The following is a 13,592-nucleotide window of genomic DNA, read 5'->3' on the forward strand; positions in this document are numbered from 1 at the left end:
GTTATCAGGCGGAAATCGTTGATCGTAGCTGCCTGAGATGATCGGGGAAGTCCCGCGCCGTCACATCCGCTTCTCGCACCAACGTATCGAAATGACGGGAAAAAACTTCGATTCTGTCGCGGTCCCGAAAGGCCATATAGTGACTGCCCGCGTAGAACACACACAGCAGCGGGCCAAAAATCGTGACCGGCGCAGAATAGAGGCGTTTGGCATCAAACAGATAGATGCGCATGCGGGGATAAAGCTGGTCGCTCAGCTCCAACAAGTGGTCGATCTGATCCATCCTGATCTTTGGGCACAGGCCTTCGTAGTATCCGGTCGCGCGGGCAAAGCTGTCGATCTCATACAGTGGCATGGCGATTTCATAATCTGATTGCGCACTGCGCATCCAAGTCAGCCTGTCTGCCGACGCGCCGATGGCCTGATCTGCTGTGCGTCCCAAATGCGGGGCGTATTCCCATTCCAGCACGGCGCGGGTTTTCAACATGTCGGGCAGGGTGGCGGGCACATAGCGAACCTTGTAGCCAGCCGCCTCTTTGTGCCATTCAAAGATGCGCTCATCGACCAGCGCGCGGGGCGCCTTGGTCATACTCAGAGAAAGCGCCAGTAGCTCTGCAGCGCTTTCTGGCCGATCCGATAAGCTCAGCAGCCAGTCAGCCGAAACACCAAGCGCTGTGGCGCAGCTGCCAACGACATGCGCGTTCGGCAGGCGCGCACCTTCGCCAGTCAAAAGTTGGGATATGGTCGATCGGTCGACACCGATATCCCGGGCAAGCGCGCTTTGGCTGATGTCACGTTCTTCCATCGCGCGGGCAAGGCGTTGGCGAAACTGCGCAGCGCGATCTCGTTTGTCTAATTTATCCGTCATATGGTGATTTATATCATAAGTGATGAGTTTTGTTAATCATATTCAGAATTTTCAACTCGGCCACGATCCGTAATTCTTAAACATAACAATAATATGGGTGACGGAATGGAAACGCGACGAAGATCGGTCGTGAAGGCTGTGGTGTGGAATGCGATGGGCCTGGTCATGATGACGCTGGTGGGTCTTATCGCGACAGGCTCTGCTGCAGTTGGCGGGACGTTGGCGATTGTGAACACGGGCATCGGCCTGACGATGTACGTGATCTACGAGCGCGTCTGGGCAGGCATCACATGGGGCCGAAATGTCTGAGCGGCCAGGTCCCGAGTGGGGCACCTTTGCCCTTATAATCGCATGCTACGCAGCTTGGCTTGCTGTGATCTTTATGTTCCCGGTTTGGCTGGCCATTCCCGCAATGGGATTGGTCGCGGCGTTGCACTCATCGCTGACACATGAGGCGCTGCATGGACATCCTTTTCGCACCCGTTGGTTGAACGAGGCATTGTTGGCGCTGCCGTTGACTTTGTTCATCCCATATAACCGGTTCCGCGATCTGCATCTGGCGCATCACAGGGATTCGACCCTGACTGATCCGTATGACGACCCTGAGTCGAACTATCTGGACCCGAAGGTTTGGAATACGCTCAAAGGCTGGCAAAAGCGACTGCTGAGAGCGAATAACACGCTGCTTGGACGCATGGTGCTGGGCCCGGCGATTGGTCAATTCACCTTCATTCGGGATGAGCTGCGCGGCGCTAAACGCGGAGACAAAGACATATTACTGGCCTGGGGGCTGCACCTGATCGGAGCCGCTGTGGTTTTGTGGATAGTCGCGCAATCGCCAATGCCGCTGTGGGCCTTTGTTCTGTCAGCTTACATTGGGTTGGGTTTGGTCAAGATCCGGACGTTTCTTGAACACAGGGCGCATGAAGACTCGGGTGCGCGTACCGTCATAGTTGAAGATCGCGGACTATTGGCTTTCTTGTTTCTAAACAACAACCTGCACGTTGTACATCACATGAATCCCGGTGCGCCGTGGTACCGATTGCCCGCTCTGTATCGGGCTGGAAGAGATCGGTATCAGTCAACGAACGAGGCCTATGTCTATCGGTCCTACGGCCAGATCTTCCGCTCGTACCTTTGGCGCGCGAAGGATCCGGTGGCGCATCCGCTCTGGCCAAAGGGCTGATTTGCCGACACAAGGGAATTCATGAGTTTGTGGATTCCCGTCACCATCGCCGCCGCGGCATTTCAGACCGTGCGGTTCATGCTGCAAAAATCGCTGAGCACCGTGAAGCTTACGGCTGCCGGTGCGACTTTTGCCCGATTTGCCTATTCCATGCCTTTGGCCGTTCTCGTGTTGGTCGTGGCAATGAAGGTAACCGGTTACAGCCTGCCAGTCCTGACCGGAAGATTCTGGCTGTTTGCAGTGATCGGCGGGACAACGCAGATATTGGCGACCATTTGCGTGGTGGCCCTGTTCAAACAGCGTAATTTCGCCGTCGGCATTACATTCAAGAAGACCGAGGTCATCCAGACTGCCATCGTCGGATTTCTTGTCTTGGGTGATCAGGTGTCCTCGGGCGCATTGTTTGCAATAATTCTGGGACTGATAGCCGTCCTGCTGCTGTCGAAAAATCCAGGCGGGGAAGGGGTTTGGTGGGCACATCTCACCAACCGGGCATCGCGCCTTGGGTTGGGTTCTGGCATTCTGTTCGCCTTCTCATCCGTCAGTTATCGCGGAGCGTCTTTGGAGTTGGGGGACATTGACGCATGGTATCGGGCGTTGATCACACTGGCTGTGGTCGTGTCGTACCAATTCCTGAGCATGGGATTGTGGTTGTTGTGGCGCGACCGGGCTGAGTTGCGCGCAGTTTGGGACACACGTCGAACCGGCGTCTTTGTCGGCCTCACCAGCCTGTGCGGTTCGTTCTGCTGGTTTTTTGCCTTCACGCTGCAAAACGCGGCCTATGTCAAAGCACTGGGCCAGGTTGAACTGATCTTCAGCCTATTCGCCTCGATCTTGTTTTTCCGCGAAAAAATCACCCGGCGCGAAATCGCCGGGATGACCTTGCTTGGTGCCTCGATACTGGCACTGGTACTTACGATTTAGCCTGCGCGGCGCTCGTCAAAGCTGAGGGCGATGAAGCTGGGCATGTGATCGCCCATGCCGACAACAGCAGGGCCTTTGTCGTCTCTGCGGCCACGGCCCTTGGGTTCTTTGTCCTTCTTCCGGTCGCTCTTCCTGCTTTCGCTTTTCTTGGCGTCAGTCGGTTTGGCTTTCCGCTCAGGCTTTGGCGCTTCTTCTTTGGCTTTGGGCTCTTCAGCCTGAACCGGGTTGTCGAGCCTGGGAATTTCTTTTTGGATCAGCTTTTCAATTGCGGCCAGGGCTTTTTCATCTCGCCCTGAACAGATCGTAATTGCTTTGCCATCGCGTCCGGCGCGACCTGTACGGCCAATTCGGTGCACGTAGTCTTCAGGGTGTCCGGGAACGTCGAAATTGAACACATGGCTCACCGACGGCACATCAAGGCCGCGCGCGGCCACGTCTGAGGCGACCAGCAGGCGCAAGGAGCCGTCGCGGAAACCATCAAGAGTTTTCATCCGCTGTGATTGGTCCAGATCACCGTGGATCGCTGCAGCGTCATATCCGTATTTTTTCAACGACTTCGCGCAGATATCTACATCGGTTTTGCGATTGCAGAAGATGATTGCGTTGGTGCATTTTTCACCTTCGGCATCGATCAGCGCACGCAGAACCTTGCGCTTGGCACTGGCTTCGCGATCGCGGCGACCGCCTTTGAACATGACAACACCCTGTTCGATGGTCTCGGACGCGGTGGCCTGACGGGCGACCTCGACGCGGGTGGGCGCGGACAGGAACGTGTCGGTGATACGTTCAATCTCGGGTGCCATAGTGGCCGAGAAGAACAGGGTTTGGCGCGTGAACGGTGTCAGCGAGAAGATGCGTTCGATATCGGGGATGAACCCCATGTCGAGCATTCTGTCCGCTTCATCTACAACCATGATCTGAACGCCGGTCAACAGCAGCTTGCCGCGCTCGAAATGGTCCAGCAGGCGACCCGGTGTGGCGATCAGAACGTCAACGCCCCGGTCAATCAGCGCGTCCTGCTCTTTGAAGCTGACGCCGCCAATCAACAGCGCTTTGGTCAGTTTCAAGTGTTTGGCGTACGTGTCGAAATTCTCAGCCACCTGCGCGGCCAGTTCCCGCGTCGGGCACAGCACCAGCGAACGCGGCATCCGCGCACGAGCGCGCCCACGGGCCAGCAAGGTGATCATCGGCAGCGTGAAACTTGCAGTCTTGCCGGTCCCTGTCTGAGCAATGCCCAGGACATCGCGCCCTTCCAGAGCCGCGGGTATTGCGCCTTCCTGAATTGGGGTAGGGGATTCGTATCCGGCTTCCTCAATGGCTTTGAGGACCTTCGGGTTCAGGTTCAGTTCGTTAAATTTTGTCATGTATGTCCGGTTCATGCGGACACTAGACCTGGCCCGCGCGTCAATGGAATGCCGGGCCCGGATGGCCATGCGCTGTCAGGCACATTTCGGCTTTGCGCGGACATAACAAAATCATGAGGCAGGGTCAAATGAAGAGGTTTTAACCTGACGTCGCTAGCGCCCACTGCTGGTTTTCCGCAACAATTCAGCAGCTTCCGGGGAAGTGTTTCGCAACTTTCGCGTCCAGATCCAGCGGTCTGTACCGGATCAACCCATATTCTTCGAGACGAGCGCGTACGCCGGGATCGGCACCGCTAATTTCGTCATAGAACGCACGCAAGCCGTCTTGACCCTGTTCTGTGTCGATCCAGTTGAACAACTCATTCTTGTTCAGACCGCCCAGTTCGCGCGGAACATTAGGGGACATGCCGGGTTGATAGGACCCACGCGCCATCCGGAACTGATAATGCGCCGCCCAGTGGTCCCAGTCAGGGGCGTGGCAATGACACAGCTCCAACCCCGGAAGTTCGAACTTGCAGGGCAGAAGCTTTTTGTTTTGAAACAGGTTGTGGATGCGAAAGTTCAGCTTTTCCATGCCTGTGCGGACGAACAGCTTACCCTGAACGTGGCTGAGGAACCCGCCGAGTACAAAGCCGCCATAGTTGGGATAGATGGACTGCACCATGGCTGAGCGGTCCGGGCCGCTGGGGATATGCGCCTTGAACAGATCCTCGCCGCCTGCCATTGCCTCCATTGGCCGGACACGGACGGCTGGGATGTCGGCGGGGACGGATTGCAACTGCTCCCGGATGGGTTTTGAAGACCACAGGAACTCGTCCACGTCGATATGGGCCAGCCAGTCCAGATCGGTGTTGCGATAGGCGAATGTGGCATGCAGCGTCTGACGAACCTGATGGCGTTCCGGTCGGTCGCGTTTGCGTTTCTCCCAAAAAGCATCGTCGCAGATTCGGGCTCTGATTTTCGGGTGTTTCCTGAGGGCCCGGTGCGCCTCACGGTTGGGTTCGTCCAGGTAGATGTACAGATAATCCGCACCTAGGTCGAGGTGATGGGCCGCGAACCTGAGTATGTCGCGGGTCGATCCGCGAACCATTGAAACGATGCCCCAGGTCGTCATGCCCAGACCTGTTGTGTGACGCCATATTCACGCGCAATGCAGGAATCAGGATCGGGCGATTCCACGCTGAATTCAAAAAGTTTTTTCTGGGCACCGAACCCGTGTAGTGCGCCTGTGGGCGTCTGGAAGTCGTCATTCATGCGGGTAAAATTGCACAGGCCATGTTGCCTGTGCAATCAGCCTGACGCATCACACCATCATTTCTTTCGTGGCCGTCAGGTTCAGTTCGGGATAGTCGCGGATGACCCGGTCGATGTCCCACTGAAGACGCGTCAGATAGACGATGTCGCCATCATGATCGTGAGCGATGTGCTGCTTGTTGGCGTTGACGAACTTTTCGACCTCGGCCTTGTCACCGCTGACCCAGCGGGCCGAGGTGAACTGAGATGCTTCGAACCGAACGGGCAGGCCGTATTCCATCTCGATACGGCTGGCGAGCACTTCAAATTGCAGCGCGCCAACGACGCCAACGATAAAGCCCGATCCGATTGAGGGTTTGAACACCTTGGCCGCGCCTTCCTCGGCAAATTGCATCAGCGCCTTTTCCAAATGTTTGGCTTTCATCGGGTCGCCGGGCCGCACGGTCTGCAGCAGTTCAGGCGCGAATGAGGGGATGCCAGTAACCCGGATCGCTTCGCCTTCGGTCAGCGTGTCGCCGATGCGCAATTGGCCGTGGTTGGGGATGCCGATGATATCACCAGCCCAAGCCTCTTCGGCCAGTTCCCGGTCCGATGCGAGGAACAGCACAGGGTTCGAAATTGCCATCGGTTTTTTCGACCGCACATGGGTCAGCTTCATGCCACGCTTGAAATGGCCCGATGCCATACGAACAAACGCCACGCGGTCGCGGTGCTTTGGGTCCATATTGGCTTGAACCTTGAAGACAAAACCCGCGACTTTCTTTTCGTCGGGTGCAATCTGACGCGGTTCGGCAGACTGGATCTGCGGCTGGGGGCCGTAGGCACCAATGCCTTCCATCAGTTCCTTCACACCGAACGAGTTGATCGCCGAGCCGAACCAGATCGGGGTCATATGCCCCTCAAGCACCGCCTGCGGGTCCATGGCGGGCAGCAGCTCGCGCGCCATCTCAACCTCTTCCAGGAACTTTTCCAACAGGTGCTCGGGCACGTGTTCGGCCAGTTTCGGGTCATCCAACCCGTTGATTTCGATACTTTCGGCCACTTTGTTACGATCGGCGCGGTCCATCAGTTCCAGCCGGTCGCGCAGCATGTCGTAGCAGCCGATGAAATCGCGACCTACGCCGATAGGCCATGCGGCAGGGGTAACGTCGATCGCCAGCATTTCCTGAATTTCGTCGATGATCTCGAACGTATCGCGGCTTTCGCGGTCCATCTTGTTACAGAAGGTCAGGATCGGAAGGTCACGCAGGCGGCAGACCTCGAACAATTTCTGCGTCTGGCTTTCCACACCTTTCGCGCCGTCTATCACCATCACGGCGGCGTCCACAGCGGTCAGCGTGCGATAGGTGTCTTCCGAGAAATCACTGTGGCCGGGCGTATCCACCAGATTGAATCTGAAAGTGTCATAGTCAAAGGACATCGCCGATGCGGAAACCGAGATACCGCGGTCCTTCTCCATTTGCATGAAGTCCGAGCGTGTTCGTCTTGCCTCACCCTTGGCGCGCACCTGACCTGCCATTTGAATGGCGCCCCCGTACAACAGGAACTTTTCAGTCAGCGTCGTTTTGCCCGCATCCGGGTGCGAGATGATGGCGAATGTCCGGCGCCGGGCGATCTCGGGCGGCAAAACGGGTTGGTTGGTGGCGGTATCAAGCATGAACGCGCGTATATGCGGGGAATTCTGCCGAAGCAAGACAAAGGGGGTGTTCAGAATCGCCTGACGGTGGCAAAAAGAACATATAGTGAACAAATTATGGAGAGGTGTGATGAATTTAAAAGAAATCGCAAACGAACTGGTCGCTGGTTGCCGAGAAGGCCGGGCCAAAGCGAATTTGGATAAGCTCTATGCGGACGATGCCGTCTCCGTCGAAGCCGTGGATTACTCGGGCATGGGGCGCGAAGTCGCCGGCCGCGACGCGATCCGTGGCAAACAAGAATGGTGGGAAGGTGCACATGATGTGACAAAAACTTCGGTAAGTGATCCATTTGTGCATGGTGAGGACCGCTTTGCCGTAATTTTCGAAGTAAAGGGCACAGTGAAGGAAAGCGGTGACAGCTTTGATATGCGCGAAGTCGCCATTTACCACGTCGCGGATGGCAAGATTGTGCGTGAAGAGTTCTTTTATTGATCAAAGGTCCATTGCTGGTCTTCCCTGAAAGGCTGGTGCTAGATGTGCGGCAAATACAGGGAGGATCAGATGGATCTTGGTATCAAAGGTAAACGTGCGCTGGTCTGCGCCAGTAGCAAAGGTTTGGGTCTGGGTTGTGCCGAGTCGCTGGCCGCCGCGGGTGTTGATCTGGTGATGAACGCGCGGGGGACTGAGGCTTTGGAGGCATCGGCTGACCGCATTCGCGCTGAACATGGCGTACAGGTTCAGACTATCGCCTGCGATGTGACTTCGACTGAAGGACAGGTGCAGGTAATCGAAGCCGCGCAGGGTGTTGATATCCTCGTGACAAATGCCGGAGGCCCGCCCCCGGGTTTGTGGTCGGATTGGGATCGCGATGATTTCATCAAGGCGCTGGACACCAACATGCTGACGCCGATTGCGTTCATGAAGGCTTTGTTGCCTGGGATGATGGACAAAGGCTGGGGCCGGGTGGTGAATATCACCTCGCAATCTGTGCGCGCGCCGATCCCCGCACTGGGTCTGTCGAACGCGGCACGTACCGGTTTGACGGGGTATGTCGCGGGAACTGCGCGTCAAGTGGCGCCGAAAGGGGTAACGATCAATAACTTGCTGCCGGGCATTCATGCCACCGACCGGGCGGACTCGTTGGATGGTGGCGTGGCTGCGCAAAAAGGAATTTCGATGGACGAGGCGCGCGCTGAACGCGCGGCAACCATCCCGGCGCGACGGTATGGAACGCGTGAAGAATTTGGTGCAGCCTGTGCGTTCCTGTGTTCGCAGAATGCCGGTTTCATTGTCGGGCAGAACATACTGCTAGATGGTGGCGCCACTAATCTGACGATGTGATCATGGCACAAAACTTCTCGCTTAAAGATCAACTGTTTAATGTCGAAAAGACCCGCTATTTGGCGGGGCTTTTCGCGGGCGCGGACCCGTCCTTTGATGCCGAGGCGTTTGAGGCGCAGGTCATGTCGCGTCTGCTGGATCTGGAGCTGAAAGAGAGGATGGCCTGGATCGCCGAATGTCTGCAACAGGCGGTGCCGGGCGACTTGCCTCAGATCGCACCTACGCTGCTGCGCGCCTTGCCGCCACCATTGGATCCCGGCAAAACGGATGACGATTTTGGTGATTTCATCTTTGCACCGCTGGGTGACTGGGTTGTTGCCGTGGGGATGGATCATCCTGAGCAGTCATTGGATGTGCTCGAGGAACTGACCCAAAGGTTTTCAATGGAATGGGCCATAAGGCCGTTCCTCAATACCCATCAGGAACAGGTGCTGGCGCGGATGCAGGAATGGTGCGCGCATGACAGCTATCACGTGCGTCGACTGGTCAGCGAAGGCACAAGACCGCGTTTGCCTTGGGGGCAGGCGGTGGGGCTGGACCTGACCGATCCGCTGCCTTTACTGGATCGGCTGCATGCCGATGGAACGCGCTATGTCACTCGGTCGGTTGCCAACCATCTGAATGACATAACCAAAAAAGACCCCGATCTGGTTTTGGACCGGTTGCAGGATTGGGGCGGGAACGGGCGGCAGGATCAGGCCGAGATGGGCTGGATGACCTCGCACACCTTGCGTGGGCTTGTGAAAGCAGGCCATCCGCGCGCCATGAAGATGCTGGGCTTTGATCCTGATGCTGAAGTTTCGGCCGATGTTACCATCAAGGGTGACGCGCAGATCGGTGGAGCGCTGGAGTTTGATGTCGTGCTGAATGGCAATGGAAAACAACCGGTTCTGGTCGATTACATTGTTCATTTTCAAAGGCCTGGGGGTAAAACCTCAGCCAAAGTGCACAAGCTGAAACAGTCCGCGTTGGCAGATGGTGCTCTTACCCTGACCAAAAAGCACAAGCTCAAAGGTGACGCCACCACGTTCAAACTTATCCCTGGTGCGCATCGGCTTGAGATACAGGTGAACGGCAAACTGCGCGCGGGCGTTGATTTCGAACTGCTGGCATAACCCCTACACGCCCTCACGCTTTCGTCAGATTCTAAAGGCCCGGATTGCGCCAAGCCCCGCGCTGCTTTAGCTGCTATGCAGCCATCAGACAGAAGGATAACCGCGATGAAGCATGAGTCAGTGCAGAATTACTATGGCGAAGTCTTGCAGGGCAGCTCGGACTTGCAGACAAACGCGTGTTGTACGCCTGATGACATGCCGGATCATGTCAAAAAGATCCTGTCGAAAATTCATGACGAAGTTCTGACGCGCTACTATGGCTGCGGTCTGATCGCTCCGCACGACCTTGAGGGGATGAGCATTCTGGATCTCGGCTGTGGTGCGGGACGTGATGTTTATGCCTTGTCCGCAATGGTAGGTGAAAAGGGGCGCGTTGTCGGCGTGGACATGACACCGGAACAGCTGAACGTCGCGCGGGCGCATCAGGACTATCACGCGCAAGCCTTTGGGCATTCTGACAGCAATGTGGAATTCCACCATGGCTATATCGAAAAGCTGGACGAGCTTGACCTGGAACCCGGTTCTTTTGACATCATCGTCTCGAACTGCGTGATCAATCTGGCCACCGATAAAGAGGCTGTTTTGCGTGGTGTGCACCGGTTGCTGAAAGACGGAGGCGAGATGTATTTCTCGGACGTTTACGCAGATCGCCGGGTGCCACAGGCGATGGCCGAGGATGAGGTTTTGTACGGCGAATGCCTGTCCGGCGCTCTGTATTGGAACGATTTCCTGTCGATGTCGCGCAAAGCGGGCTTTGGTGATCCGCGCCGTGTCACGCATCGTCCGCTGACCATCGAAAACGCTGTACTCGAAGAGCGTGTCGCGCCTCTTAAATTCCTGTCCGCCACCTACCGTCTGTTCAAGCTGCCCGAGTTGGAACCAGACTGCGAGGATTACGGCCAGGCCGTGATATACAAGGGCACCATCCCGAATGCCCCGCATCTGTTCGAGCTAGATGATCACCACGCGATCGAGGCGGGTAAGGTTTTTCCTGTCTGCGGCAACACGTGGATGATGTTGAAAGACACGCGTTTTGCCCGGCATTTCGATTTCATTGGCGATTTCTCGACCCACTACGGGATATTCGAAGGCTGCGGTGGTGAAAGCCCGTTTGAAGCCATGGGCGAGGCCCCATCCGGCGGCTGTTGCTGATCTCTTGCACCTGAGGGGCGGGGTTGTTATCCCCGCCTAAGCCCGATGGAATTGATCGGGAAAGGCAACGGGGCCCATCGGTGACAGAAAACGCTACTCCTCCTCGGTTGGAAATCCGAAATCTGATCGCCCGGTATGAAGGGCGGGTCGTGGTGGATGACGTCTCACTGACGGTGCGGGCGGGGCAGGTGACCTGTTTGTTGGGGCCTTCGGGCTGCGGCAAGTCCACGACGCTGCGCATGATCGCGGGCGTCGAAATGCAGGAATCCGGTGAAATCTACGTCGATGGCAAGCTGATCTGTGACACTGTGTTTCGTGTGCCGCCCGAACGGCGCGAAATAGGGCTGATGTTTCAAGACTTTGCCCTGTTTCCGCATCTCAGCGTTGCCGACAATGTGGCCTTTGGCCTGAAGGGGCATAAGGACGAAAAACGCGCCCGCGTCGAAGCGCTGCTGCGCAAGGTCGACCTGATGCGTTTCGTCGACGACTACCCGCATCATCTGTCAGGTGGCGAGCAGCAACGTGTGGCACTGGCCCGCGCATTGGCCCCGCGTCCGCGGATCATGTTGATGGACGAGCCTTTCTCGGGCCTCGACAACCGGTTGCGGGACGGCATTCGGGATGAAACGCTTGCGATCCTCAAGGAAGAGGATGCCGCCGTTGTTCTAGTCACGCACGAGCCGGAAGAAGCGATGCGCATGGCGGATGAAATCGCCCTGATGCGGCGCGGTAAAGTCGTGCAACAAGGCGCGCCCTACAACGTCTTTACCCGCCCGGCGGACAAGGCGGCGGTAGCGTTTTTTAGTGATATCAATGTTTTGCAATCCAAAGTGAATGGAGCCTTGGCGGAAACGCCATTCGGGCAATTTCTGGCACCCGGCGTGCCTGACAATACAGATGTCGAGATCGTATTCCGCCCGCAGCACGTGCGGCTGGACTTTGACCGAAACGGCAAGGGGCCGCTGCCGACACCGACCGACGGCGTTGCCGCGCGGGGCGTGGTCGAGCGGGCACGGTTTTTGGGCAACGAAAGCCTTGTTGAATTTCGGATGGACCATGATGGCTCGATCCTGAGGGCGACGGTGCCTAATGTCTTTGTTCCCAGCCCGGGACGGGTCATGTGGCTGACCATCCGCCGTGACAGGTGTTTCGTTTTCCCGGTTTAGGCTGGAAAGCCACAGTTTAGCGCCAAGTGGTGCGCGAAAGCATCAGATTGGACGCGCGCGTTGCTTGCCGCGACGCGGGGGCGGGTCTATCAAGGGCAAAACGCCGGGTGGATGGGGCTTATGCGTATACTTCTGACCAATGATGACGGGATCAATGCCCCGGGGCTGATCGCACTTGAGGCGATTGCCGCCGATCTGGCAGGCCCGGATGGTGAAGTCTGGGTCGTCGCGCCTGCATTCGAACAATCAGGTGTCGGCCACTGCATCAGCTATACCCACCCGATGATGGTCGCCAAGCTGGGCGAACGTCGCTATGCCGCCGAAGGCTCGCCCGCCGACTGCGTTCTGGCCGGGTTGCATGACGTCATGAAGGACACGCCGCCCGATCTGGTGTTGTCGGGGGTGAACCGGGGTAACAATTCGGCCGAGAACACGCTGTATTCCGGCACGGTTGGTGGGGCGATGGAAGCCGCCCTGCAGGGTATTCCTGCAATTGCCTTGTCGCAGTATTTTGGCCCGCGCAATCTTGGTCTGGATGATCCTTTCGAGGCTGCAACGCGTTACGGGGCCGACCTCGTGCGGCGAGTTCTGAAAGCAACGCCTGAAGAGCAAGTCGATTACCGCCTGTTTTACAACGTGAATTTCCCACCTGTGCCGGCGGATGAGGTTCTGGGAACGCGCATCGCGCCGCAGGGCTTTCGCCGGGATACCAATTTCTCGGTTGAACCACACAGCTCGCCCTCGGGCCGGCGGTTCCTGTGGATCAAGGGCGGCTATCAGCACAACCCGACAGCACCCGGTACTGATGCAGCGGTCAATCTTGGGGGCTACATCTCGGTCACGCCGATGCGTGCGGATCTGACGGCCCATGACGTTCTGGAACAACTGAAGTCGATCGAATGAGCGGACCTGATCCTGAAACCATTATGCAGTTCCTCTTTGCCCTGCGGTCGCGCGGGGTAACGGATGCGCGCGTTCTGGCCGCGATGGAGCAGGTCGATCGGGGCCGTTTCGTCAAAGGGTTGTTCGCCGAGCGCGCTTATGAGGATACACCGCTGCCGATTGCCTGCGGTCAGACGATCAGCCAGCCTTCGGTGGTGGGGCTGATGACGCAGGCGCTGGATGTGCGCCCCCGTGATACGGTGCTGGAGGTTGGTACAGGCTCGGGCTATCAGGCGGCGGTTCTGTCCAAGCTGGCGCGCCGGGTCTATACGGTCGAACGTCATAAGCGTCTGGTGCGCGAAACCGGCGAACTGTTTCGAGAATTGGGAATGACCAATGTGACGGCGATGCTGTCTGACGGATCGTTCGGTTTGTCGGAACAAGCCCCGTTTGATCGTATCATTGTGACCGCCGCCGCTGAGGACCCGCCCGGGCCGCTCTTGGCGCAGCTCAAAATCGGCGGTATCATGGTTTTGCCGGTGGGACAGTCGGATGCGGTTCAGACCCTGATCCGGGTCAGACGCACTGAGACCGGCCTGGACTATGATGAATTGTTGCCCGTTCGGTTCGTGCCCCTGCTAGAAGGGCTTGGCAAAGACGGAGCGTAAGGAAATATTTCGCGATAAGCGCTGGAACCCCGGAC

15 protein-coding genes are annotated in these 13,592 nt (G+C 57.3%); 10 read left to right on the top strand and 5 right to left on the bottom strand.

Going from position 1 to position 13,592, the window contains the following annotated elements; all coding sequences use genetic code 11:
* Positions 1–4 precede the first annotated feature (4 nt).
* On the bottom strand, positions 5–868 hold the full coding sequence (locus AC2FFP_RS18905) for a helix-turn-helix domain-containing protein (RefSeq protein WP_496764538.1): 864 nt from the start codon (positions 866–868) through the stop codon (positions 5–7).
* 105 nt (positions 869–973) lie between these two features.
* Between AC2FFP_RS18905 and AC2FFP_RS18910 the strand changes: the two genes are divergently transcribed.
* Genes AC2FFP_RS18910 through AC2FFP_RS18920 form a run of 3 tightly spaced genes read left to right on the top strand, consistent with a single transcriptional unit; the run spans position 974 to position 2,978 of the window.
* Positions 974–1,177 carry a DUF2061 domain-containing protein gene (locus tag AC2FFP_RS18910; RefSeq protein WP_058278218.1) on the top strand — a complete coding sequence of 68 codons (204 nt, stop codon included), beginning with the start codon at positions 974–976 and terminating at the stop codon, positions 1,175–1,177.
* Entirely contained in the window at positions 1,170–2,054 is an 885-nt protein-coding gene (locus AC2FFP_RS18915; protein WP_496738432.1) for a fatty acid desaturase, read from the top strand. Before AC2FFP_RS18910 ends, AC2FFP_RS18915 begins: the two co-directional genes overlap by 8 nt.
* A gap of 21 nt (positions 2,055–2,075) precedes the next feature.
* A complete protein-coding gene (locus AC2FFP_RS18920; protein ID WP_496844229.1) occupies positions 2,076–2,978 on the top strand; it encodes an EamA family transporter in 903 nt (300 codons plus the stop codon).
* Here AC2FFP_RS18920 and AC2FFP_RS18925 read toward each other — a convergent pair.
* The 4 genes from AC2FFP_RS18925 to AC2FFP_RS18940 form a co-directional block, all read right to left on the bottom strand.
* Positions 2,975–4,342 carry a DEAD/DEAH box helicase gene (locus tag AC2FFP_RS18925; RefSeq protein WP_496738434.1) on the bottom strand — a complete coding sequence of 456 codons (1,368 nt, stop codon included), beginning with the start codon at positions 4,340–4,342 and terminating at the stop codon, positions 2,975–2,977. The two genes, AC2FFP_RS18920 and AC2FFP_RS18925, sit on opposite strands and share 4 nt — an antisense overlap.
* Before the next feature lie 184 nt (positions 4,343–4,526).
* Entirely contained in the window at positions 4,527–5,456 is a 930-nt protein-coding gene (locus AC2FFP_RS18930) for a glycosyltransferase family 2 protein (RefSeq protein ID WP_496881357.1), read from the bottom strand.
* A complete protein-coding gene (locus tag AC2FFP_RS18935; RefSeq protein WP_496881358.1) occupies positions 5,453–5,596 on the bottom strand; it encodes a hypothetical protein in 144 nt (47 codons plus the stop codon). The genes AC2FFP_RS18930 and AC2FFP_RS18935 overlap by 4 nt, the downstream gene beginning before the upstream one ends.
* A gap of 49 nt (positions 5,597–5,645) precedes the next feature.
* A complete protein-coding gene (locus tag AC2FFP_RS18940) occupies positions 5,646–7,253 on the bottom strand; it encodes a peptide chain release factor 3 (protein WP_496723114.1) in 1,608 nt (535 codons plus the stop codon).
* Between the two features lie 109 nt (positions 7,254–7,362).
* Here AC2FFP_RS18940 and AC2FFP_RS18945 point away from each other — a divergent pair, with 109 nt between their 5' ends.
* From AC2FFP_RS18945 to AC2FFP_RS18975, 7 genes are all read left to right on the top strand, one after another.
* Positions 7,363–7,725 carry a SnoaL-like domain-containing protein gene (locus AC2FFP_RS18945; RefSeq protein ID WP_496723112.1) on the top strand — a complete coding sequence of 121 codons (363 nt, stop codon included), beginning with the start codon at positions 7,363–7,365 and terminating at the stop codon, positions 7,723–7,725.
* A 69-nt stretch (positions 7,726–7,794) separates the two neighbouring features.
* Positions 7,795–8,574, top strand: coding sequence for an SDR family oxidoreductase (locus AC2FFP_RS18950; protein ID WP_496764547.1), 780 nt, complete (start codon positions 7,795–7,797; stop codon positions 8,572–8,574).
* A 2-nt stretch (positions 8,575–8,576) separates the two neighbouring features.
* Positions 8,577–9,689 carry a YhaZ family DNA alkylation repair protein gene (locus tag AC2FFP_RS18955; protein WP_496764549.1) on the top strand — a complete coding sequence of 371 codons (1,113 nt, stop codon included), beginning with the start codon at positions 8,577–8,579 and terminating at the stop codon, positions 9,687–9,689.
* A gap of 105 nt (positions 9,690–9,794) precedes the next feature.
* The gene (locus tag AC2FFP_RS18960; protein WP_496881359.1) at positions 9,795–10,841 is read left to right on the top strand and encodes a methyltransferase domain-containing protein; all 1,047 of its coding nucleotides are present in this window, start codon (positions 9,795–9,797) and stop codon (positions 10,839–10,841) included.
* Positions 10,842–10,921: 80 nt separating this feature from the next.
* The gene (locus tag AC2FFP_RS18965) at positions 10,922–12,007 is read left to right on the top strand and encodes an ABC transporter ATP-binding protein (RefSeq protein WP_496881360.1); all 1,086 of its coding nucleotides are present in this window, start codon (positions 10,922–10,924) and stop codon (positions 12,005–12,007) included.
* 120 nt (positions 12,008–12,127) lie between these two features.
* Positions 12,128–12,910, top strand: a complete 783-nt coding sequence (gene surE, locus AC2FFP_RS18970) for a 5'/3'-nucleotidase SurE (RefSeq protein WP_496881361.1) — start codon at positions 12,128–12,130, stop codon at positions 12,908–12,910.
* Positions 12,907–13,557 (top strand): protein-L-isoaspartate(D-aspartate) O-methyltransferase, encoded by a 651-nt coding sequence (locus AC2FFP_RS18975; RefSeq protein WP_496881362.1) that lies wholly within the window; start codon positions 12,907–12,909, stop codon positions 13,555–13,557. The genes surE and AC2FFP_RS18975 overlap by 4 nt, the downstream gene beginning before the upstream one ends.
* The last annotated feature ends 35 nt before the right edge of the window (positions 13,558–13,592 follow it).

The organism is Ruegeria sp. YTSC004, from assembly GCF_059609805.1.

Coding starts and splice junctions, on each gene's coding strand:
- AC2FFP_RS18905 (WP_496764538.1), bottom strand. CDS start 868: ATGACGGATAAATTAGACAAACGAGATCGCGCTGCGCAGTTTCGCCAA.
- AC2FFP_RS18945 (WP_496723112.1), top strand. CDS start 7,363: ATGAATTTAAAAGAAATCGCAAACGAACTGGTCGCTGGTTGCCGAGAA.
- AC2FFP_RS18940 (WP_496723114.1), bottom strand. CDS start 7,253: ATGCTTGATACCGCCACCAACCAACCCGTTTTGCCGCCCGAGATCGCC.
- AC2FFP_RS18930 (WP_496881357.1), bottom strand. CDS start 5,456: ATGACGACCTGGGGCATCGTTTCAATGGTTCGCGGATCGACCCGCGAC.
- AC2FFP_RS18955 (WP_496764549.1), top strand. CDS start 8,577: ATGGCACAAAACTTCTCGCTTAAAGATCAACTGTTTAATGTCGAAAAG.
- AC2FFP_RS18975 (WP_496881362.1), top strand. CDS start 12,907: ATGAGCGGACCTGATCCTGAAACCATTATGCAGTTCCTCTTTGCCCTG.
- AC2FFP_RS18925 (WP_496738434.1), bottom strand. CDS start 4,342: ATGACAAAATTTAACGAACTGAACCTGAACCCGAAGGTCCTCAAAGCC.
- AC2FFP_RS18920 (WP_496844229.1), top strand. CDS start 2,076: ATGAGTTTGTGGATTCCCGTCACCATCGCCGCCGCGGCATTTCAGACC.
- surE (WP_496881361.1), top strand. CDS start 12,128: ATGCGTATACTTCTGACCAATGATGACGGGATCAATGCCCCGGGGCTG.
- AC2FFP_RS18960 (WP_496881359.1), top strand. CDS start 9,795: ATGAAGCATGAGTCAGTGCAGAATTACTATGGCGAAGTCTTGCAGGGC.
- AC2FFP_RS18910 (WP_058278218.1), top strand. CDS start 974: ATGGAAACGCGACGAAGATCGGTCGTGAAGGCTGTGGTGTGGAATGCG.
- AC2FFP_RS18935 (WP_496881358.1), bottom strand. CDS start 5,596: ATGAATGACGACTTCCAGACGCCCACAGGCGCACTACACGGGTTCGGT.
- AC2FFP_RS18950 (WP_496764547.1), top strand. CDS start 7,795: ATGGATCTTGGTATCAAAGGTAAACGTGCGCTGGTCTGCGCCAGTAGC.
- AC2FFP_RS18915 (WP_496738432.1), top strand. CDS start 1,170: ATGTCTGAGCGGCCAGGTCCCGAGTGGGGCACCTTTGCCCTTATAATC.